Origin of the sequence: Mycolicibacterium aichiense (genome assembly GCF_010726245.1) — a bacterium.
Taxonomy (GTDB): Bacteria; Actinomycetota; Actinomycetes; order Mycobacteriales; family Mycobacteriaceae; genus Mycobacterium; species Mycobacterium aichiense.
In genome coordinates this window covers 3096219-3117845 of the sequence record NZ_AP022561.1, presented here as the reverse complement: position 1 = coordinate 3117845, position 21627 = coordinate 3096219, and the positions used below count along the sequence as shown (strand labels likewise).

The window sequence follows — 21627 nt, the reverse complement described above, 5'->3', positions numbered from 1 at the left end:
CAACGAGAATTACCGAATTTACGGTTTGGCTAATTGCGCGAATGGCGACCATTCGACACTGAAATCAGGTACATTCCTGTGGTCCACGTCACTGGCCACGGCCGGGAGGGGCGCTCGTTCGCTTGGGTCGGGGTTGAGGAGGGGCTGGAAGTGAACTGGCGCGACCGTCCGCCGTTGAAGGCCGCCGGCTTGGTGTTCCTTGCCGTGATCGTCACGGTCCTGACGTTGGTCTATCTGCAATTTCGCGGCGACCTGTCGCCGCGGGCAACCCTGACGATGGTCTCCGATCGCGGCGGCCTGGTGATGGACACGGGTTCGAAGGTGACCTTCAACGGAGTGGTGATCGGCCGGGTCATAAATGTGAGCTCCGGTGAGCGCGATGGAAAGAACATTGCGCGGCTGCGACTCGACGTCGAGCCCCGCTATTTGGCCTACATTCCCGCCAATGTGCACGCCGACATCAAGGCCACCACGGTCTTCGGCAACAAATACGTCGCGCTGTCGACACCGAAGAACCCGGTGGCGGCCCGTCTGACGACGTCTGACGTCATCAACGCCTCCAGCGTCACCACGGAGTTCAACACTCTGTTCGAGACGGTCACGTCGATCGCCGAGAAGGTGGATCCGGTCAAGCTGAATCTGACCCTGTCGGCGGCGGCCGAAGCGCTGAACGGGCTGGGCACCAAGTTCGGCCAGTCGATCGTCAACGGGAACACGGTGCTCGACGACATCAACCCGCAGATGCCGCAGATTCGCCGCGACATCCAACGATTGGGCGATCTGGCCGACGTCTACACCAAGGCGAGCCCGGACCTGTGGGATGCGCTCGACCACGCGGTGGTGACCGCGAACTCGCTCAACGGCCAGCAGCACGACATCGATGCGGCGCTGCTGGCCTCCATCGGGTTCGGCAACACCGGCGCCGACATTTTCGAGCGCAGCAAGCCGTACTTCGTTCGCGGGATGGCGGATCTGGTGCCCACCACTCAGCTTCTGGACACCTACAGCCCGGAATTGTTCTGCGGCATCCGCAACATCGCACAAGCGGCGCCCAGCGCACTGGATGCGTTCGGCGGCAACGGATATTCACTCAGCACGATGACCGAGATCCTGGGTGCGCCCAATCCCTACGTATACCCGGACAACTTGCCCAGGACCAACGGCAGGGGCGGTCCGGGTGGAGCGCCGGGATGTTGGCAGACGGTCGACCGCAATTTCTGGCCGGCCCCCTATCTGGTGATGGATGACGGAGCCTCGATCGCGCCGTACAACCACTTCGAACTCGGCCAGCCCTTGCTCACCGAGTACGTGTGGGGTCGTCAGGTCGGAGAGAACACCATCAATCCCTGAGGGCTTACCGGAATCGGCACGCGCGCCTCGGACCCGCGGTTAACCTGAGCCGATGCGGGTCCATCTGGAGAGGTCACGATGCGTGGGCCATGCCCTGTGCTATGCCGTTGATCCCGAACTGTTCCCGGTCGATGACATGGGTTACTCGACACTAGAGGACCACGACGTCGCACCCGGGGACGAGCAGCGCACCCGGGACGGTGTCGAAGCCTGCCCGGAACAGGCGCTGGTGCTCTGGGGCGACTGATTGGCCGCGCACGAGGTGTCCGGTGACCCCACACTGCGCCGGACCCTCACTGTCTGGTCGGCGGTGGGTGTGTCGGTTGCTCTCATGGCGCCGTCGATGGCGATCAACATCAATCCGCAGGGGACGGCTTCCGCGGTCGGGCGTGCCGTCCCACTGGCATTCCTGTTGGCGACCGTCGGTGTTCTGCTGATCGCCCACACGTTCGTCCGGCTCGCGCAACGGTTCAGCCACGCCGGCAGTGTGTACGCCTTCGTCGGTGTCACGCTCGGACCGCGCGCCGGCAGTGTGGCCGGCTGGCTGAATGCGGGAACCTACGTCTTCTTCGGCGCGGTGACCGCGACGGCGGCTGGCATTTTCCTCACCGATCTGGCTCGAAAAATCCTTTTTCCCAACGAGTTACCGGATTGGATTGCGTTCATTTTCGCCTGGCTCGTGCTCGCTGGGGTGTGGTGGCTCGCAGCCCGCGAGATCAAAGGAGGCGCCACCGTCCTCCTGGTCACCGAAGGTCTGACGGTCATGCTGATCCTGGTGGTGGCGGCGATCACGTTGGGCACGTTGATCTCCGGCCACGCGCCCGGCGGTCAGCACGTGGACATGTCGGTGTTCACCGTCGCCCCCGGTACCTCGGTCTCGACGGTCTTCCTGGGAGTCGTGTTCGGATTCTTGTCTTTCGCCGGTTTCGAGGCTGCGGCGACTCTCGGTGAGGAGACCGAGGCGCCGCGGCGCAACATTCCCCGCGCCATCCTCGGTACCGCGCTGTTCGGTGGGGTGTTCTTCGTGGTTGTCACCGCAATCGAGATGATGGCGTTCGGTACGGACACCGCCGGAGTCACGGCCTTCGGCAAGTCCGACGCGCTGATGGGCGATCTCGCAGAGCAGTACGTTGCCCCTTGGCTGTCCTACGTGATCGTCGTCGGCGCCACGTTCAGCGCGGCAGCCTGCTGCCTGGCCAGCGTGGTGGGGGCGAGCCGGCTGATGTTCGCGCTCAGCAGGGACGGTATCGGCCCGGTTGCGCTGGCAGCGGTGCATCCCAGGCGCAACGTCCCGCATGTCGCAGCCGCTGCAGCGGTGGCGGTGGTATTCGGGATCCAGGCCATCGGCTGGGTTGCCCTGCGAGCGCGACCATTCGACGTGTTCACCATAGCGGCCACAGCGGGCACGCTCATATTGCTGGTGGCCTACGCGCTGGCCACGCTGGGAGCGGTAAGGCTGCTGTTCCTCGCGCGTGACAACCGGATTCGCAAGTCGGAGGTGATCCTGCCGTTGCTCGGATTGGCGCTGCTGGGATACACCCTGTATCGCAACGTGATTCCGTGGCCACAAGGCAGTGCGGTGTGGGGGCCGTGCCTGGCTGTTGCCACTCTGGTGCTGGTTGTGGCCGGCGTGCTCGCGCGGCCCGCCGCTGCCCGCGAAGCAGGAGAGAAACTCGTAGCCCAACAAGGCTTTTGACGAAGTACGCCGCACTGCCCAGGTGGGCAATGCGGCGCATTCATCGATGCGCTATGCAGGCTGAGGGGCGGGATCGCCTGGCGGAGGGGCGATATCGGCATTGACCGGCACGATGTCGCCGGCCGGCGGAGGAACATCCGCAGCCGGCGGCGGCGGTGCATCGACGGCGTCGACGAACACCGGCGCATCCGGGGCCGGCGGGGGAGCATCGGGGCCCGGCGGCGGCGCGAGCGGATCCTGCATATCCTCGGCAGGCATCGGCAGGTACATGTGGTGGGTGAACTGCGGCTGATAGGCGCCGCCGCCGCCCACGCGCACGCCGCCGCCCTCACCGCTGGACACCGCGGTGCCGTCGGGCAGCGTGACTGCGGTGTGGCCGCGGTTCCAGCCGATCACCAGCGAGTTGGGGGCGGTTCCGTAGTGGAATCCGCGGGCGAGGAGGGCCGCTTCCTCGTTGCCGGTGTGGAACCGGCTGCCGAAGGCGGGCCTGCCGGTGGCCACATTGGACACCCAGGAGGCCAGTCCCGAGCAGTCGGTGCCAGCCGGTGTGTCCCCGCCGGGGACGTACGGCGTGCCTGACACCTGACTGATCAGAGTCATCAACGTCGCGATTGCAAACATGCGGCCGAAACTAACAACAATTTGCGCGTACACCAAAGTCTGTGCTTTTCACCACGTTTCGCAAAACCGTGTGGTCTGCACAACATAAATTCTGAGAAATTTAAGGATAATCCGATTGAACCGCTTTGCGCATTCCGCGAATTAAACGTTATTACAAGGGATTTCGGCAACCCAGGGCTGGCAGCGCTTTGGCGGTGGTTGCGCGACCGGGTGGCTCATCGGCACTGGCCGTGACGGCGCCGAAACTACTTGAACGATTCAGGTGAGGTGGAATCGCGACTTTGCCGTGATCGCGCGAGGGGCCGAAGATCAGCCTTCGGCGCGAACCTGATCCTTGACTGCAGGCACGATCGGCGGGGCGGTCTTCCAGTTGGGCACACCGTCAGACTCCAGCGCCACCGGCCAGCCTTCCTCGTGGACCTGTGCCCAGTGCGAGTGATTGAGCTGATGCAGCGTGAAGCAGGCGTTCAGCGCGTTGTAGAAGCCCATGTTGTCTTGTGTTTGATTGACCGCTTCCTTGGCGAGCAACGCGGCCATCGTGGGCACCTCGGCGATCCGGCGGGCGAATTCCAGCGTCTTGTCCGCGAGTTCGTTCTGAGGAAAGACCTTCGAGATCATGCCCAGCTGGTAGGCCTCGTCGACCTCCATGGCATCGCCGGTGAGCATCAGCTCCTTGGTCTTGCGGGGACCGAACTCCCACGGATGGGCGAAGTACTCGACACCGCACATGCCCAGCCGGGTCCCCACCACATCGGCGAACCGCGTGCCTTCGGCCGCCACGATCAAATCGCAGGCCCACATCAGCATCAGCGCCGCCGCGTAGACGTCTCCGTGCACCTGGGCGACGGTGATCTTGCGCAGGTCGCGCCAGCGGCGGGTGTTGGCGAAGAAGTGGTGCCACTCCTGCAGCATCAGCTTCTCCGCGCCCTCGCGGGTGGCGCCCAGGCCCTGGAAGCTCGGGTGCTGGTCCGGCCCGGGGGTGTACTCGGCCCGGGACACCGCCGACCCGAGGTCGTGACCGGAAGAGAACATCGGGCCGTGGCCGCCCAGGATGACCACTCGAACCGTGTCGTCGGCCTCAGCCCGCAGGAACGCCTCGTTGAGCTCGACCAGCATGCCGCGGTTCTGCGCGTTGCGTGCCTCGGGACGGTTGAGCATGATGCGGACGATGCGGCCGTCATCGAACTCTTCGTAGGTCAGGAAGCGGTAATCGGTGGACATAGCGGCATTCTATGCAGACGAGAACGCCGTTACCCGAGGCGGGCGCGCAATTCACGCTTGAGCACCTTGCCGTAGCTGTTCTTCGGCAGGTCGTCGACGAAGACGTAGCGCTTGGGCCGCTTGAACCGCGCGATCCGCTCCAGCAGGTGGGCATCGAGCGTCGGGCCGGCTGCAGAGCCCACCACGAATGCCACGACAACCTCGCCCCATTCCGGATCCGGCGCACCGACCACGCAGGCCTCGGCCACATCCGGATGCTCCAGCAGCGCCTCCTCCACCTCCCGCGGATAGATGTTGCTGCCACCGCTGATCACCACATCCTTGGAGCGGTCGTGCAAGGTCAGGTAGCCGCGGTCGTCGAACGAGCCCATGTCCCCGGTGTAGAGCCAGCCCTGCTTGACGGTGTCGCGGGTGGCCTCCGGGTGGTTCCAGTACCCCGACATCACCACGTCGCCCCGGCACACGATCTCACCGATCTGGCCCGGCTGCGCGCGACCACCGTCGGTACGCAGCACAGCCACCTCGACCCCGGCCCGGGGATATCCCACCGACCCGAGGATCGCGTCGTCGCCGAGTTCATGGTCGGCGCGCCGTAATCCGGTGATCGTCATCGGCGACTCACCCTGGCCGTAGATCTGCGCGAAGACCGGCCCGAACGCGGCCATCGCCTTCTTGAGGCCGTCGACGTACATCGGGCCGCCGCCGTAGACGATCATGCGCAGGGTCGCGGGCGCCTCCCGCCCGGTGCCGACCAGACGCTGAATCATGGTGGGCGCCAGGAACGCCGACGCTCCCGGGTGCGCCGCGCAGAGATCGAGGAACTCGTCCGGGTCGAAGACGCCGGATGCGGCAACCACCTGCCGTGCTCCGCGCAGCACATAGGGCGCGATGTAGAGACCGGAGCCGTGCGACATCGGGGCGGCGTGCAACAAGCTGCAATTCTGGTCCGGTGAATCGATGTCGGCCAGGTGGGCCACCGTCATCGCGGTGAGGCTGCGATGGGACAGCATCGCTCCTTTGGATCGACCGGTGGTGCCGCTGGTGTAGAACAGCCACGCCAGAGACGACGGGTCGGTCGCCGGGACGTCAGCGGGCGCAGCGGTGAACAGGTCGTCGTAGTCCTGGCCGCCGATCACCTCGACACGCACCGGGGAGTGCGGAGCCAGCTCGGTTGCGATCTTTGGGGATGCGAAAACCGTTGCTGCGCTGCAGTCGTCGAGAATTTGTGCCATCTCGCGGGGATGGAGCTTGAAGTTGACGGGGACGACGACGCACTCGGCCGCCCACACCGCGTAGAAGAGTTCGATGATCTCCGCGCGGTTCTCGCTGGCGATCGCGATCCGCTGGCCTGGTGCGTGGACACCCCGAAGCGATGCCGCCAGTCGCAGCGCGCGCTGCCTGAGCTCATTCCAGGTGTGCAACTGCTGCTCGCCGCGGTAGACCGCACCGCGGTCGCCGAAGCGGTCCGCGGCCTGATCGAGGGTGGCGAACAGGTTCACCGGGCGACCCACTCCGAGGTCAGCGCGAAATCGGACAGATACTTGGTGGAGCTCCAGCCGCCGTCGACCACGATGGTCTGGCCGTTGATGAAACTGCCTGCGGGGGAGCACAAGAACGCCACCGTGCCGGCGATATCCTCGACCCGACCCAGCCGGGTGTGCGGTGTCATCTCGGTCTGCATCTTCCGGAAGCCGGGATCGTCGAGGCGGTGCTCCACCATCGGGGTGACGGTGACGCCCGGCGCGACGGCGTTACTGCGAATCCCTTGTGCGCCGTACTGGCACGCGATGTGCAGGGTCAGTGCGGTCAGGCCGCCCTTGGCTGCGGAGTAGGCGCCGCCGCGCAGACCGCCGACCACGGCGAAGGTCGAGGTGACATTGATGATGGCCGAACCTGTTCGCATATGCGGGATTACGTCGCGGGCGAGTCGGAACGGCGCCCGCAGCATGACGCCGAGGAAGTAATCCAGTGTCTCGTCGTCGGTTTCGTGCAGCGGCTTCGGGCTGCCGACGCCTGCGTTGTTGATCAGAAAGTCGACGTGTCCCCAGCGGGAGACCGCTTCTTCGACGATCCGCTGCGGAGCGTCGTCATCGGTGAGGTCGACGGCCAGCGTGGCCACCCGATCTGGATCGCCGATCGCGTCCGCCAGCGCGGCCAGCCGGCTCGCGTCACGCCCGGTGCCGACGATAGCCATTCCCGCCGCGGCGAGTGTTGTGGCGCAGGCGAATCCGATTCCGCTGCTGGCCCCCGTCACCACCGCGACCTGTGGATCACTCATCCGCGTCGACCAATCTCGCTCGTATCCGATGTTTCAGTACTTTGCCTGCGTCGTTCTTGGGCAGCGCGTCCCAGACGACGACCTGCTCGGGCCACTTGAACTTCGCGACACCGGTGGCCTGCAGGTAGTCGCGCAGATCACCGACGTCTGGCCCCGGCGCCCGGTCGGTGACGATCACCGCGCACGCTCGCTCCCCGGTGCGCGGATCGGGCACCCCGACGATTGCGATCTCGTTGATGCCGGGGTGGCCGAGCAGGACGTCCTCGATCTCCTTGGGCGCGATGTTCTCCCCGTTGCGGATCACGATGTCCTTGGCCCGGCCGGTGACGACGAGATAGCGGCCGCCCACCCAGTGACCGAGGTCGCCGGTGCGGAAGTAGCCGTCGGCATCGAAGGCGTCGGTGTCGTCGTCCGGGTGCAGGTAGCCCAGCAGCATCTGCGGGCCGCGTGCCCGGATTTCACCGTCCACGATCGTGACGTCGGCGATGCCGGGTCGGCCGTCGGTGTCGGCGGCGTGGTCGCGATCGTCGGGAGCGCCGATCGTGGTGACCGGCACCTCGGTGGAGCCGTACACCCGGGTGACCATCGCTTGCTCGAAATAGTCGGCCGCAGTGCGGATCAGCTGCGGTGGGACCGAGGCGCCGCCACAGATGAACACCCGCAGGTCGGGCAAGCGGGTGTTCGCGCGTTGGGCGGCGGCGAGAATCGCCTGAAGGAACGGTGTCGCGCCGGCCATGTGCGTGCAGTGCTCGGCGGTCAACCGTGCGACCGCCTCGTCGGCGTCCCACCGGTCCATCAGCACCGCGGTGGTGCCCAGCAGGACTGGGCATTCGAACGCATAGATCGACCCACCGATGTGGGCGATGGGGGAGGGAACCAGGAATGCCGACCCAGGGTCGATCAGCCAGTGCCCGCCGATCTGGCGAATCAAAGCGTGAATCGAATTATGGCTGTGAAGAACCCCTTTGGGCCGTCCGGTGGTGCCGGACGTGTAGAGGATCATCCGGACGGCGTCGGGGTCCAGAGTCGGAGCCGGAGCCGGCGGGCTCGGCAGCGAGTCGAACGCGAACTGCCCGGCCAGCGGTCCGCCACGGACCACGATGACAACCGGTGGATCGGGCAGCGTCGCGGTGACCCGCTGGAGCATCGCCGCATAGTCGTGACCGCCGACGTCACCGGGGACGAAGATCATTCGCACATCGGCGTCAGCCAGGATGAAGGCCAGCTCGTGGTCACGCAGCGACGGCAGAATCGGATTGACCACCATGCCGGCCACCGTCGCTGCGTGGTAGACGATCGCCGCTTCATGCCAGTTGGGCAACATGAACGACACCACGCTTCCGGCAGGCATCCGGGTCAGCATCGCGCCGGCCAGCCGGCTCGCCCGATCGTGAAGCGTCGCGCAGTCCAGGCGCACCGGGCCGTCGACGATTACCTCCCGCCGTGGGGTGTCACGAGCGGCGGCGGCCAACGCGTCCGCCAGGGTGTCGTGCACCCACGATCCGGAAGCGTAGGCCCGGGTGGCCAATTCGGCGTCACGCTGCGCGGAGCGCACGGCCCCTCAGCCCTTCACCCGTCGCATCGTCATCGAATGGCGGAACCGCGAGGCCGGGTGGGTGTTGACGGTGACCTGGGCGATCTCGCCATCGGACGTGATGTAGGTCCGCTGCATCTCAAGGGCCGGTGTGCCCGGTTCGACCTTGAGCCGGCCGGCCAGTTCGAGGTCGACCTGGACCGCGGAGATCTCTTGCCGCACTTCGACGATGCTGAGCCCGAACAGGTCCTCGATGAGCGGGAAGATGGGCCCGCTGTGGTTCTGCAACATCCGGCCCACCGCCGCGAACGCCCGGTTGATGTAGTACTCGGTGCGACAGACCGGGGCGTCCGCCCCGTCAGCGCTGCGGAATCCCCGAACCGCCAGCCATTCGTCGCCGGCCGCCAGACCTGTCCGGTGCTCGAGCGCGTCGTCGATCGTGACCATGGCGATCGATTCGATGGCGAACCGGGCACCCGTGGCGAAGGCCAGCAGGTCGTTGATGGACACCACATCCTGGACGTAGGCGTGCGCCGACGGCCGAGGCACCACCATCGTGCCTGCCCGCGGCCGGGACGACACCAAATTGTCCTCACGCAGCCGTCGCAAGGCTTCGCGGACTGTGTATCGGCTGACCGAAAACCGTTGACACAGTTCGTGTTCGGTGGGCAGCTGGGAACCGACGGGGTACACCCCGTCCACGATCTCCTTGCGCAGCGTGCGGGCCACCTGGATGTAGCGGTGGTCGCCGGACTCGGGATGCGGCATGTCAGCTCCTCCGGCGCAGGGCCAGGACACTGCCGTCGGCATCCGCCGAGACGTACACGGTGCCGTCCGGCGCGGCGGCGATCCCGGCGAAGGGCCCCTGGGGACCCGAGAACGGTGGCATGCCGCGCAGCGGCTTGGGGGTGACGCCGGGCGGGGCGCCGACCGGAAGACCCGAGGCGATCGTGGTGCGGGATCCGCTGTCCAGATCGACTTCGAGCAGCGACTTGGTGTCGCTGTCGACGATGTAGAGCCGGTTACCGTCCACCAGAATGCCCTGCGGACAACCCAATCCGTCCACCACCGGGTCGATCGTGCCGCCGTCGATCCTGACCACCCGGCCGCGTTCGCTGACCAGCGGGCTGCCGTCGGGCCCGAACGCCACCCCGACCGGGGTGTCCAGTCCGGCTGCCAGTACCTCGGTGCGACCGGCGTCCACCGACACCAGCCGCCCGGTGCCCTGCTCGACGGCGACTATGCCGCGCGCTCCGACGGCCACCCCGTAGAGCTGGTCCAATCCGTCTGCCAGAAAATCGCTTTCGCCGTCGGCGGGGCGGAACCGGGCGACCTGCCCGCCTGAGGTCGTCACCACGTATTCACCCGGCCCTGTCGCGGTGACCCCACGAATGAAACCGGGGTAGCCCGGGCTGAACAGCATGCCGAGGGTCTCGAGGGTGCCGTCGGCGCGCAGCGCATAGAAGTAGGTGCCGTCAGCGATGTACACCACGCCGTCGGGGCCGACCGTGAGATCCAACGGCCAGTTCAGTCCGCCGGGCAGCGCGGTGCGGGTCTGCAGTCCGTCGAGGACCTCGGTGATCTCACCGGTGAAGTTGGAGACGAACAGTCTGTTCCCGACGAAGGTGAGGTTGTCCAGTCCGGGACTGAGATTGGCCAGCACCGTCTGCTGCCCGGTGCGCGGATCGATCTGCAGCACCTGGCCGCTGTGTACCTGGGTGGAGACCAGATTCCCGTTCGCGTCGAACTTGACCGCATCGGGCACGCCCAGGCCGCCGGCCACCACGTCGGGGCCGCCGCCGTCCGGATCGATGCGCCAGATCTCGTTGGCCCCCATCACCGGGAAGTACAGCAGCCCGTCGGGTCCGACCTCCATCGCGTTGGGTGAGGGCACGTTCTCCAACAGGATGCGCGGCGGGCCGCCGGCCGGATCGAGCTCGAGGAGGCGGCCACCCTCGCGGCATTCACCGATGAAGAGCCGGCCGCGGTGCACGGTGATGCCGTTGGCGCACGGCAGATCGTCGCGCAGCACCCGGGTGGTGCCGTCGACGGCCCGCATGCTGACCCGCCCGTCCATCACCTCGGTGGCATAGAGGTTCCCGGCATCGTCGAACGCAACGTCGTCCGGGGCGATGATGTCGCCGCCTTTGGCGCTGATCGTGTCGAGTGATCCGGTCCCGATGTCCAGGGAGCTGATCTGGCTGCCGGTCACCTGGGCGATGTACACCCGACCGTCCGGACCGGTCCGCAGACCGTTGGCGCCGAACAGCCGGCTGGGCGCGGTCCGGCGCTCGATGGTCCAGCCCTCGGCCACCACCGGGGGTTGGGCGAGGGTGAAGCGGCCGTTCTGCTGCAGCATCACGGCGTGACCGTACCAAGCTGATTTAGTCCAGACAATAGGCGCCATAATTCTTCGCAGCGACCCTTGACGAGGCTATAACCGCTGCGGAATCATGTTCTCCATTCGGCAGAGCGTAGATATTTGTCCGGACAAAAAATGCGTGAAAGCAGGTTATGGCGGATCTCCTCAGGCTCGACGGCCGCATCGTGGTGGTGTCGGGCGCCGGCGGCGGCGGCATCGGAACCGCCGTCACCGGCATGGCCGCACGGGCCGGCGCGACCGTCGTCGCCGTCAGCCGTTCACAGGACAACCTCGACACCCACATCGGTCCGCTGATCGCCGACGGACTGCCGATCGTGCCGGTGACGGCCGACGCCGCGACCGACGACGGGATCGCTGCCGTGCTGGCCGCGGTGCGCGGCACCGAGGGGCGACTGTACGGCCTGGTGAACATTGCCGGCGGCGCCGCGCCCTCGACATGGATGCCCGCCACCCGGGTCAGCCGTGACGACTGGCGAGACCTGTTCACCGCCAATCTCGAGACGATGTTCTTCATGAGCCAGGCGGTGGCCGCCGAGATCCGGGCGGCCGGCGGGCACGGTTCGATCGTGTCGGTCTCGTCGATCAGCGGGATGAACACCGCGCCGTTCCACATCGCCTATGGCACGGCCAAAGCCGCGATCGTCGCGGCCACCCGCACCCTCGCGGTCGAACTCGCACCCGACGACATCCGGGTCAACGCGGTTGCGCCCGGAGTCACCGAGACTGCGGCGTCGCGTACCTACGTCGACGCCGATCCGGAACGGGATCGAGCGGCGATCGCGATGGGACGGCGGGGACAACCGGAAGAACAGGCCGGTGCCATCCTGTTCCTGCTCTCGGACCTCGCCGGCTACATCACCGGCCAAACCCTGCTCGTCGACGGTGGCCTGGACCTGCGATGGAGCCATCTGCGCGCCGACAACACCTCGCTGTTCCTCTCCGACGACGACTTCCGCCGCGAGATCAGCAGGCCCTGAAAGGATTTGACGATGGGCGAACTGGAGACTGCCGAAGAGCTCGCGGAGCCGATGACCATCGGTGTCGATGCCTACATCTCACCGGAGTACGCCCGTGCCGAGCGCGACAAGCTGTGGCGCAAGGTGTGGCAGCAGGTTGGCCGCGTCGAGGAACTGCCCGAAGTGGGCAGCTATCTGACATATGACATCCTCGACGACTCGATCATCGTGGTTCGGACCGGTCCCGACGAGTTTGCGGCGCATCACAACGTCTGTATGCACCGCGGCCGTCGGCTGGTGGACACCCCGGCAGGGGCCAAACATGCTGTGGGACGGGCCCGTAAGTCATTCGTGTGCGGATTCCACGGCTGGACATACGGTCTGGACGGCGCCTGTACCCATATCCGTGAAGAAGCCGACTGGAAGGGTGCGCTGAAACCGGGCAACACCCGGTTGCGGCCGGTGAACGTCGACACCTGGGGCGGCTGGCTGTGGGTCAACATGGACCCCGACTGCGAGCCGTTGGCCGACTACCTGTTCCCGGCCGCGAAGATCCTCGACCCGTTCGGGTTGGAGAACATGCGGTGCAAGTGGCGCAAATGGGTGCACTTCGACTGCAATTGGAAAGTCGCGCTGGAGGCGTTCAACGAGACCTACCACGTCTTCACCACCCACCCCGAGTTCAACAAGTTCGGTGAATTCAAGGGCTGGGCCAAGGCGCAGGGCCGGCACAGCAACATCGGTTACGACGCTCCGGAGGACATGGCCGAGACGAAGTCCAAGATCAGGCTCGGGACCGGCGACCCGCGGATCTCCACCGCGGAAATGCAGGTGTACACCATGGAGGAAACCAACGCCACCACCACGCAGACGCTGGTGGCCGCCGCGCTGCGGCTCGTCGACGAATTGCCTGAGGGCACACCGGCGGACAAGGTGCTCGAGCACTGGCTGGCCGCGGCGCGGCGCGACGACGAGGCGCGCGGGGTCGTCTGGCCGACGATCCCGGCCGACATCCTCGGACAGAGCGGCACCGCCTGGCAGCTGTTCCCGAACTTCCAGATCGGGCAAGGCCTCACCAGTGCACTGTGCTACGGCGCGCGCCCCGACCCGGGCTACGACCCGGACAAGTGCATCTTCGAGGTGTCGGTGTTCGAGCTCTACCCGAAAGGCGCCGAGCCCCAGACGGAATGGGAGTACAGCCCGGTCGGCGATCCGCGGTGGCGCAGCGTCCTGCCCCAGGACTTCTCCAACATGGCCGCCGTCCAGCAGGGGATGAAGTCGCTGGGTTTCCCCGGGACACAACCCAACCCGTACCGCGAGCGCAGCACGGTCAACCTGCATTACCAGTTGTCGAAATACATGGGTCTCGGCGAGCCGAGACCGCTCGCAGAGGAGAACGGCCGATGACCGCCGAGTGCGGACCCACCCCGACGCCCGGCGACATCGACGTCGATGCGCTGCGGGAGAAGTACCGCGTGGAGCGGGAAAAGCGGCTACGTCCGGAAGGCTCCGCGCAATACCTTGAGCTCGACGGTGAGTTCGCCGAGTTCTACGAAGTCGATCCGTATACGCCGGTGGTGCAGCGCGATCCGATCTTCGACGACGTCGACGTGGTGGTGCTCGGCGGCGGTTTCGCCGGGTTGCTCGCCGGGGCCTACCTGAAGAAGGCCGGCGTCGACGGCATCCGGGTCATCGAGATGGCCGGCGACTTCGGCGGCGTCTGGTACTGGAACCGGTTCCCGGGGATCCAGTGCGACAACGATGCCTACTGCTACATCCCGATGCTCGAAGAGCTGGGCTTCATGCCGTCGAAGAAGTTCGCCGACGGCGCCGAGATCTTCCAGCATTGCCGCAACATCGGCAAGCACTTCGGCTTGTACGACGGAGCGCTGTTCTCCACCCAGGTGCGCGAATTGCACTGGGAGGACGACACGCAACGCTGGCAGATCAGCACCGACCGCGGCGACGACCTCAGGGCCAGGTTCGTCGTGATGGCCCAAGGCTCCTACAACCGGCCGAAGCTGCCCGGCATCCCGGGCATCAAAGACTTTCAGGCGGCCGGTGGTCACGTGTTCCACTCCGCGCGCTGGGACTACGACTACACCGGCGGTGACGCCGACGGCGGGCTGCACAAGCTGGCCGACAAGCGCGTCGCTCTGGTCGGCACCGGCGCCACCGGCATCCAGCTGGTTCCACATCTGGGCCGCGATGCCCAGCAGCTCTTCGTCTTCCAGCGCACCCCGTCATCGGTGGACGCGCGAACCAACCCGCCCACAGATCCGGCCTGGGCCGCGACCCTGCAACCCGGCTGGCAGGAAGAGCGCAAGCGCAACTTCCACAACTGGTCGCCGTTCGTCGGGGTGGTGTTCGGTGAACCGGACCTGGTGTGCGATTTCTGGACCGAGCTCGGGCGGAACCTGACCGCCCGGATCGCCGCCAGTGAGGATCCCGCATCGGTGTCGATCGAGCAGATCATGGCGTTCCGCGAGGAAGAAGACTTCAAGATCATGGAGCGGCTGCGCCGCCTCGTGGCCGAGATCGTCGAGGATCCGGCCACCGCCGAGGCGCTGAAGCCGTACTACCGCTTCATGTGCAAGCGTCCGACCTCCAGTGAGCACTACCTGGCTACCTTCAACCGTCCCAACGTCACCCTCGTCGACGTGTCGGCGTCGAAGGGCGTGGAACGGCTGACCGAGAAGGGGATCGTCGCGGACGGGGTCGAATACGAGGTCGACTGCGTGATCTTCGCCAGCGGCTTCGAGATCTCCACCGAGATCAGCAGGCGGTTCGCGATCGACGCCATCGTCGGGCGAGACGGGGTGTCGCTGTTCGACCACTGGCACGACGCCTACGCGACCTTGCACGGCATGACCAGTCGCGGCTTCCCCAATCAATTCTTCATGGGGTTCATCCAGGGCGGAGTCTCGGCCAACACCACCGCGATGTTCGAGCAGCAGGCCAAGCACATCGCGTACATCATCGCCGAGGCCCAGCGCCGCGGCGCGACCACCGTCGAGCCAAGCCAGGAGGGACAGGACGCCTGGGTCAGCACCGTGCGCGAGCTGTCCATCGACAACTCGGCCTTCGAATTATCCTGCACGCCCGGCTATTACAACAACGAGGGCCGCGGCGGTTCGGAGAACAACGGATCGTTCCTCGGCGACTTCTATTCGCCCGGCTTCTATGCCTTCGACGAACTCCTCGCCGACTGGCGTGCCACGGGTGATCTCGACGGCCTGGTGCTCGGAGATTAGATGACACAGGCACGATTCGACGACCGCGTCGCCGTCATCACCGGCGCCGGCCGGGGGCTGGGCCGCGAGTACGCGCGGCTGCTCGCCGGACTGGGTGCCAAAGTGGTGGTCAACGACGTCGGCGGTGAGTTGACGGGTCACGGCGCCGACGGCGGTCCGGCCCAGCAGGTCGTCGAGGAGATCATCGCCTCCGGTGGGGAGGCGATCGCGTCGACCGACTCGGTGGTGACCGCCGCCGGCGGTGCGGCGATCGCCGCGGCGGCCACCGAGGCGTTCGGGCGTGTCGACGTGCTGATCCACAACGCCGGGAACGTCCGGCATGCGGCGCTGTCGGAGATGACGGTAGAGGACTTCGACGCGGTGCTCGACGTGCACCTGCGCGGCGCGTTCCACGCGGTGCGGGCGGCATTCCCGCTGATGTGCGCGGCCGGCTACGGCCGGATCGTCCTCACGTCATCGATCGGTGGTCTCTACGGCAACCACGAGGTGGCCAACTACGCCGCCGCCAAGGCCGGGGTGATCGGGTTGTCCAACGTCGTCGCGCTCGAGGGCGCCGCGCACGGGGTGCGCTGCAACGTCATCGTCCCGGCCGCGGTGACGAGAATGGCCGAGGGGCTGGACACGTCGGCCTACCCGCCGATGGGGCCGGAGCTGGTCGCCCCGGTGGTCGGCTGGCTGGCGCACGAATCCTGTTCGGTCACCGGCGAAATCCTGACCGCCATCGCAGGCCGGGTGGCCCGGGTGGCCATCGTCGAAAGCGCGGGGGTGTACCAACCGGCGTGGACAGTCGACGACGTGGGCGCCCACATCGGTGCGATCCGCGACCTCACCGAGCCGCTGCAGTTCCCGGTGGTCCCCGACGGGCACAACGCGCACATCGGTCACAGCTTCGCCGTGGCCAGGGGCACAGCGTGACCGGCACCGGGCCGCTGGCCGGGATCCGGGTGGTCGACCTCACCGCAATGGTGATGGGGCCGTACTGCACCCAGATCCTCGCCGATATGGGCGCCGACGTCATCAAGGTCGAGCCACCGGCAGGCGACGACACCCGTTACGTCTCGGTCGGCCCCGCGCCGGGTCTGTCCGGGGTATTCGTCAACGTCAACCGAGGCAAACGCAGTGTGGTACTTGATCTTCGCTCCGAGGAAGGCCGCGCCGCACTGCGCGCGCTGATCGCCGGTGCCGACGTCTTCATCCACTCGATGCGGGCGAAGGCGATCACCAAGCTCGGGTTCGGCTACGACGACGTCGCCGCCATCAACCCGTCGATCGTCTACACCAACTGCTACGGGTACGGCCACCGTGGACCCGATCGCGACCGCCCCGCCTACGACGACACCATTCAGGCCGAGTGCGGGCTGCCTGCCGTGCAGGCCGAACTGACCGGCGAGGCCAACTACGTCGCGACCATCGTCGCGGACAAGGTCGCCGGGCTCACCGCGGTGTATGCGACGACGATGGCGCTGTTCCACCGCGAACGTACCGGTGAAGGTCAAGAGGTCGAAGTCGCGATGTTCGAGACGATGGCCTCGTTCATGCTCGTCGAACACGCCAACGGGGCGATGTTCGATCCGCCACTCGGGCCGGCGATGTATCACCGGACCGTTGCGCCCAACCGAAAGCCGTACCGCACCAAGGACGGCTACATCTCAGCGCTGATCTACAACGACCGGCACTGGGCCAGCTTCATCAACGCGGTGCAGCCCGCGTGGAACACCGAGCGCTACACCACCCTGTCGGCCCGCGCCGCCGAGATCGACACGGTGTACTCGCTGGTGGCGCAGACCATGACCGAACGCACCACCGCGGAGTGGCTGACATTGTTTCTCGCGCTGGAAATCCCGGCCGCACCGTTGAACACCCCGCAGGCGCTGTTCGACAACGAGCAGCTGAACGCGGTCGGCTTCTTCGAGACGGTGGACACCCCGCAGGGCCCGGTCCGGATGCCGGGTGTGCCGACCTGGTTCTCCCGCACCCCGGGCCGCATCGGTGGGCCCACTCGTGAGCTGGGCGCCGACACCGCGGACGTGCTGGCGGAGCTGGGTCTGGCGGAGGTGGAAAGCGCATGACGCCCGCCGGCGACGATGCAGAGCGAGGCACGAGCGATGAGGAGGAGCGGCGCATGGGTCTCGACTTCGCGATGGGTGCACCCGCGGCGGCGCTACGCTCGCAGCTCAGAGAATTGGTGAAAGAGCATGTCCCCGAGGGCTTCCTCGGGGCGTTCACCGACGACCCGGCGGATCTGGCTGCTGCTCAGCGGTTCTGTCGGACACTGGCCGAACGCGACCTGCTTTGCCTGGCGTGGCCGCAAGAGTTCGGCGGGCGGGGCGCCTCGGCGTGGGAGCAGACCGTTGTCCGCGAGGAGATGTGGGCCCATCACGAGCCGCGCGGCGCGCAATACATGGGCGTCAACTGGGTGGGCCCGACGCTGATGCGCTACGGCACCGAAGCCCAGCAGCGCCAACATCTTCCGCCGATCGCCCGCGGTGAGGTCATCTGGTGTCAGGGTTTCTCGGAGCCGGAGGCAGGCTCGGACCTGGCGTCACTGCGCACGACCGCCCGCCGAGACGGTGACACCTGGCGGATCAGCGGACAGAAGATCTGGACCTCGTACGCGACCATGGCCCAGTGGTGCTTCCTGCTGGTGCGCACCACCAAAGCCGACAAGAAACAGCAGGGCCTGTCGATATTCCTGGTGCCCATGGATGATCCGGCCATCCAGGTCCGCCCTATTCGCACCATGATGGGTCCACATCACCTCAACGAGGTGTTCTTCGACGAGCTGCGGGTAACCGAGGCCGATCTGCTCGGGCCGTTGGACGGTGGCTGGTCGATCGTGCAGGATGTGCTGTCCTTCGAACGGGTCGGGATCGCCCGCTATGCCCGCTGCGAACGACTCCTCACGCTGGCGCCGCAGGCGCTGGGGGATCGGTGGGAGCAGCTGCCCGAGGAGCTGCGCGCACGCTGGGTGCGAATGTTGTTGCACTGCAGGCGGGCCCGGCTGATGGCGTACCGGGTGGTGGCACTGCAGAGCAGCGGGCGCATTCAGCCAGGCGACGCCGCGGCCTACCGGATCGCAGTGACGAAACTGGATCAGGACAGCGCCGAGGTGCTGATGGACATCATCGCCGAGGTGCCCCGTGACGACTCCGCGACGGCGTATTACCGTGCCGAGGTCGAAGACCACTGGCGCTACTCGCAGTCCGCGACCGTGGCCTCGGGCAGCATCGAGATGCAGCGCATTCTGATGTCGAGGGCGCTGCTGGCAGGTGCACGATGAACCTCGAACTATCCGACGACGCAGCCGAATACGGCCGCCAAGCACTGCGCGCCTTCGAGGCTGCCGGCGGGGACTCACTGGTCCAGCAGGCCGAAGCGAAGCCCGGCGACCGCGACGCGCTCGTTGTTCCGGTGCTGACCGAACTCGGCGCCTTCGACCTCGACGTGCGCACCGACCCGGAATCCGCCGAGGCCGCCGCCGCGCTGTGCCGCAGCGCGGGCTACTGGGCGCTGCCGTACCCGCTGGCCGAGCGCCTGGCTCACCCGACCGACCTGGACGCCGACGGACTGATCGTGGTGTCCGCCACCGCCCCCACCGCCGCAGTCCACGGCCTGCGGCACCGGTGGATTGCGGTCACCGTCGACGGTGCCCGCAGTTCGGCGACGCCAACCGCAGCGGTGGGGCCGGGCTTCATCTGCGCGCTGGAGCTGACGCCGATCGACACCGGCGGCACCGGCGACGTCGCGCTCGGCCTCGTGCTGCCGTGCTGGACCCTGCTCGGGATGCTGGACCGCGCCATCGAACTCACCATCGCCCACATCACCCTGCGTAAGCAGTTCGGCCAGCCGCTGTCGGCGTTCCAGGGAGTGCAGTTCCAGCTGACCGACGCCGAAGTGGAGCGCAGCGGGCTCGAGATGTTGGCCAAACACGCACTGTGGAGCCAGGACACCGACGATGCGCTCGCGCTGCGGCTGGCCGCCATCGAGGCTGCCGAGGTGGTGTTCCGGGTGTGCCACCAACTGCACGGTGCCGCCGGCTTCTGTGACGAGACCACCCTGTCGTGGCTGTCCCGGTACAGCCAACCGCTGCGCCGGCTTCCGTTCGGTCTGTCGGCGACCCGCGACCAGTTGGCCCGCCGTACGGGGCGGCGCGGCCTGACAGGGCTGTTCGCGTGAGCCTGGCGGATTTCCGTTCCGAGGTCCGTGCCTGGTGCGCCGACCATGTGCCGGCTGACTGGCGGTCTGACCAAACCGGCGTCCCCGACGCCGAATTCGTCGCCTTCCAGAAAGCGTGGTTTGCCCAACTGCACGCCGCGGGCTTCGCCGTCCCGCACTGGCCGGCGCGGTGGGGCGGCGGAATGCCGGTCGATCAGCAGATCGTGCTGTACTCCGAACTCGCCGCCCACGACGCCCCGCGGTTGGTCCTGGCGTTCGTCGGCATCCACCACGCCGCGTCCACCCTGCTGGTTGCCGGCACCGAGGAACAGCGCGCCCGCCACCTGCCCGCGATCCTGGACGGCGAGATCTGGGTGCAGGGATTCTCCGAACCCGAGGCCGGATCCGATCTGGCCGGCCTGCGTACCACCGCCAGACGAGTCGACGACACCTACCTGGTCAACGGTCAAAAGATCTGGGCCAGTGGGGGATTACACGCCGACTGGTGCCTGCTGCTGGCCCGCACCGATCCCGAGGCGCCCAAACGCCGGGGGATCTCCTACTTCCTGCTGGACATGACCACGCCGGGTATCGAGGTGCGGCCGATCCGCAACGCCATCGGGGAGTCGCACTTCTGCGAGATATTCCTCGATGACGTGGTCATCCCGGCTGCCAATCTGATCGGCGCCGAGAACGAGGGCTGGCAGGTCGCTCAGGCGACGCTGGGTGCCGAGCGCGGCATGACGATGCTGGAATTGACCGAGCGGCTGGGGAATGCGGGTTTCCGCTGGCTGGTGCAGGCCTGCTCGCCGGTGATGGATGCGAGGGTCGCCGATCGCCTGGCGCAATTCGAGATCGAGATCGCCGGGTTGCGCGGACTGTGCCGTGACCTGGTGTCCCGCGGCGAGAGCGAAGCCACCGGGGCGGCGGACGCCTCGGTGGTGAAGTTGTTCTATAGCGAACTGCTGCAGCGGATGACCGATTTCGGCGCCGAGATCGGCGGCCTGGCCGCCCACACCACACTCACCAAGCCCGCGTCCAGCGGCTGGGAGTCCGGAGCGTGGATGCTGGACTTCATCGGTTCCTGGGAATGGACCATTCCGGGCGGCGCCAGCGAGATTCAGCGCACCATCATTGCCGAGCGCGGGCTGGGGTTGCCGCGCGAACCGAGTCCGAGCGAGGCCTCGTGAGACCGCGAGAGTCGGGCAGACCTGATGACAAGCGAATTCGAGCAGTTCCACGCCGACCTCCGGTCGGTGGCCGGCGAGCTCCTGGCCAAGGAGCGCACCGTCGAGTGGGCAGTGATCGCCGACGCGGGATGGGCCGGACTGGAAGTGCCCGAGCACCTCGGCGGCTCCGGCGCGACGTTCGCCGAGGTGGCCGTGATCTGCGAGGAGATCGGCCGCGCAGCCAGCGCCACCAGCTTCCTCGGCAGCGCCGTGCTGGCTGTGGGAGTGCTGAACTGCCTGGCGCCCAGCGCCACTCGCGACCGGCTGCTCGCCGGCATCGCCTCAGGAGAGACCAGGGTGGCCGTCGCGCTCGAACCGCTCGGCTTCGTGCCCGACGCCGGCGGCGCCGACACAGTCCTGGTGCTCAGCGACGGCGGGGTCGCCGAGGCGGCCGTGACGATCACCGCGCAACCGGTGCTCGACGAGACCCGGCGGCTGGCCCGGGTCGCAGTCGAACAACGCTCGCAGGTCATGGTTTTCGACGGTGATCCCGAGGATGCCGTCCGCCGGATCCACGACCGGGCTGCCGTGGCCATCGCATGCGACAGTCTCGGCGTGGCGGAGGCCATGCTCGCCGCGACCGTCTCGTACGTGACGATGCGCCACCAGTTCAGCAGGCCCATCGGCTCGTTCCAGGCCGTCAAACACGCCTGCGCCGACATGCATGTGGCGATCGCGGTCGCCCGCCAGCTGGTACGCGCGGCTGTACACGCCGTCGCCGAGAACCAGCCCGATGCCGGGGCGGCCGCGGCAAGGGCTAAGTCGTACGCCTGCAGCACCGCCGTCGACGTGGCAGGCAAGGCGCTGCAGTTGCACGGCGGCATCGGCTACACGTGGGAAAGCGGCATCCACATCTACCTCAAGCGCGCCGCGCTGAATCGTTCGCTGTTCGGCTCGCCCGCAGCGCATCGTCATCAACTCGCACAAAGCTATCTGTAACGGAATCAAGG

Annotated in this window: 19 protein-coding genes; 12 read left to right on the top strand and 7 right to left on the bottom strand. The window is 67.0% G+C overall.

The genetic code is table 11. From position 1 onward, the window contains the following. The first annotated feature begins 150 nt into the window (after nt 1-150). Genes G6N32_RS15150 through G6N32_RS15140 form a run of 3 tightly spaced genes read left to right on the top strand, consistent with a single transcriptional unit; the run spans nt 151 to nt 3046 of the window. Complete coding sequence (locus G6N32_RS15150; protein ID WP_115321250.1) at nt 151-1350, top strand: MCE family protein; 1200 nt, start codon at nt 151-153, stop codon at nt 1348-1350. A gap of 52 nt (nt 1351-1402) precedes the next feature. Further along, nucleotides 1403-1597 (top strand): ferredoxin, encoded by a 195-nt coding sequence (locus G6N32_RS15145; protein ID WP_115320292.1) that lies wholly within the window; start codon nt 1403-1405, stop codon nt 1595-1597. Then, nucleotides 1598-3046 carry an APC family permease gene (locus G6N32_RS15140; RefSeq protein WP_197935718.1) on the top strand — a complete coding sequence of 483 codons (1449 nt, stop codon included), beginning with the start codon at nt 1598-1600 and terminating at the stop codon, nt 3044-3046. It begins immediately after the preceding gene. 51 nt (nt 3047-3097) lie between these two features. Here the strand turns inward: G6N32_RS15140 and G6N32_RS15135 are convergent, their stop codons facing one another. The 7 genes from G6N32_RS15135 to G6N32_RS15105 form a co-directional block, all read right to left on the bottom strand. Next, a complete protein-coding gene (locus G6N32_RS15135; protein ID WP_163789277.1) occupies nt 3098-3667 on the bottom strand; it encodes a C40 family peptidase in 570 nt (189 codons plus the stop codon). Between the two features lie 309 nt (nt 3668-3976). Further along, nucleotides 3977-4888, bottom strand: a complete 912-nt coding sequence (locus G6N32_RS15130) for an enoyl-CoA hydratase (RefSeq protein WP_115320291.1) — start codon at nt 4886-4888, stop codon at nt 3977-3979. 29 nt (nt 4889-4917) lie between these two features. After that, nucleotides 4918-6399 carry an AMP-binding protein gene (locus tag G6N32_RS15125; protein ID WP_115320290.1) on the bottom strand — a complete coding sequence of 494 codons (1482 nt, stop codon included), beginning with the start codon at nt 6397-6399 and terminating at the stop codon, nt 4918-4920. Then, entirely contained in the window at nt 6384-7166 is a 783-nt protein-coding gene (locus G6N32_RS15120) for an SDR family NAD(P)-dependent oxidoreductase (protein WP_115320289.1), read from the bottom strand. Before G6N32_RS15120 ends, G6N32_RS15125 begins: the two co-directional genes overlap by 16 nt. Further along, complete coding sequence (locus G6N32_RS15115) at nt 7159-8721, bottom strand: AMP-binding protein (protein ID WP_115320288.1); 1563 nt, start codon at nt 8719-8721, stop codon at nt 7159-7161. Before G6N32_RS15115 ends, G6N32_RS15120 begins: the two co-directional genes overlap by 8 nt. A 6-nt stretch (nt 8722-8727) precedes the next feature. Beyond that, on the bottom strand, nt 8728-9468 hold the full coding sequence (locus tag G6N32_RS15110) for a GntR family transcriptional regulator (RefSeq protein ID WP_115320287.1): 741 nt from the start codon (nt 9466-9468) through the stop codon (nt 8728-8730). Nucleotide 9469: 1 nt separating this feature from the next. Next, nucleotides 9470-11059 carry a Vgb family protein gene (locus tag G6N32_RS15105; RefSeq protein WP_115320286.1) on the bottom strand — a complete coding sequence of 530 codons (1590 nt, stop codon included), beginning with the start codon at nt 11057-11059 and terminating at the stop codon, nt 9470-9472. 155 nt (nt 11060-11214) lie between these two features. Here G6N32_RS15105 and G6N32_RS15100 point away from each other — a divergent pair, with 155 nt between their 5' ends. From G6N32_RS15100 to G6N32_RS15060, 9 genes are read left to right on the top strand one after another with little or no spacing between them, the layout of a single operon-like run. Further along, nucleotides 11215-12060, top strand: coding sequence for an SDR family NAD(P)-dependent oxidoreductase (locus G6N32_RS15100; RefSeq protein WP_115320285.1), 846 nt, complete (start codon nt 11215-11217; stop codon nt 12058-12060). 12 nt (nt 12061-12072) lie between these two features. Continuing rightward, entirely contained in the window at nt 12073-13446 is a 1374-nt protein-coding gene (locus tag G6N32_RS15095; RefSeq protein WP_115320284.1) for an aromatic ring-hydroxylating oxygenase subunit alpha, read from the top strand. Beyond that, entirely contained in the window at nt 13443-15293 is a 1851-nt protein-coding gene (locus G6N32_RS15090; RefSeq protein WP_115320283.1) for a flavin-containing monooxygenase, read from the top strand. Before G6N32_RS15095 ends, G6N32_RS15090 begins: the two co-directional genes overlap by 4 nt. Then, entirely contained in the window at nt 15294-16208 is a 915-nt protein-coding gene (locus G6N32_RS15085; protein WP_115320282.1) for an SDR family NAD(P)-dependent oxidoreductase, read from the top strand. It begins immediately after the preceding gene. After that, entirely contained in the window at nt 16205-17362 is a 1158-nt protein-coding gene (locus G6N32_RS15080) for a CaiB/BaiF CoA transferase family protein (protein ID WP_115320281.1), read from the top strand. The genes G6N32_RS15085 and G6N32_RS15080 overlap by 4 nt, the downstream gene beginning before the upstream one ends. A gap of 53 nt (nt 17363-17415) precedes the next feature. Beyond that, nucleotides 17416-18573, top strand: coding sequence for an acyl-CoA dehydrogenase family protein (locus G6N32_RS15075; protein WP_115321244.1), 1158 nt, complete (start codon nt 17416-17418; stop codon nt 18571-18573). Then, a complete protein-coding gene (locus tag G6N32_RS15070; protein ID WP_115320280.1) occupies nt 18570-19469 on the top strand; it encodes an acyl-CoA dehydrogenase family protein in 900 nt (299 codons plus the stop codon). Before G6N32_RS15075 ends, G6N32_RS15070 begins: the two co-directional genes overlap by 4 nt. Beyond that, complete coding sequence (locus G6N32_RS15065) at nt 19466-20638, top strand: acyl-CoA dehydrogenase family protein (protein ID WP_115320279.1); 1173 nt, start codon at nt 19466-19468, stop codon at nt 20636-20638. The genes G6N32_RS15070 and G6N32_RS15065 overlap by 4 nt, the downstream gene beginning before the upstream one ends. 24 nt (nt 20639-20662) lie before the next feature. After that, nucleotides 20663-21616 carry an acyl-CoA dehydrogenase family protein gene (locus tag G6N32_RS15060; protein WP_115320278.1) on the top strand — a complete coding sequence of 318 codons (954 nt, stop codon included), beginning with the start codon at nt 20663-20665 and terminating at the stop codon, nt 21614-21616. Nucleotides 21617-21627 lie beyond the last annotated feature (11 nt).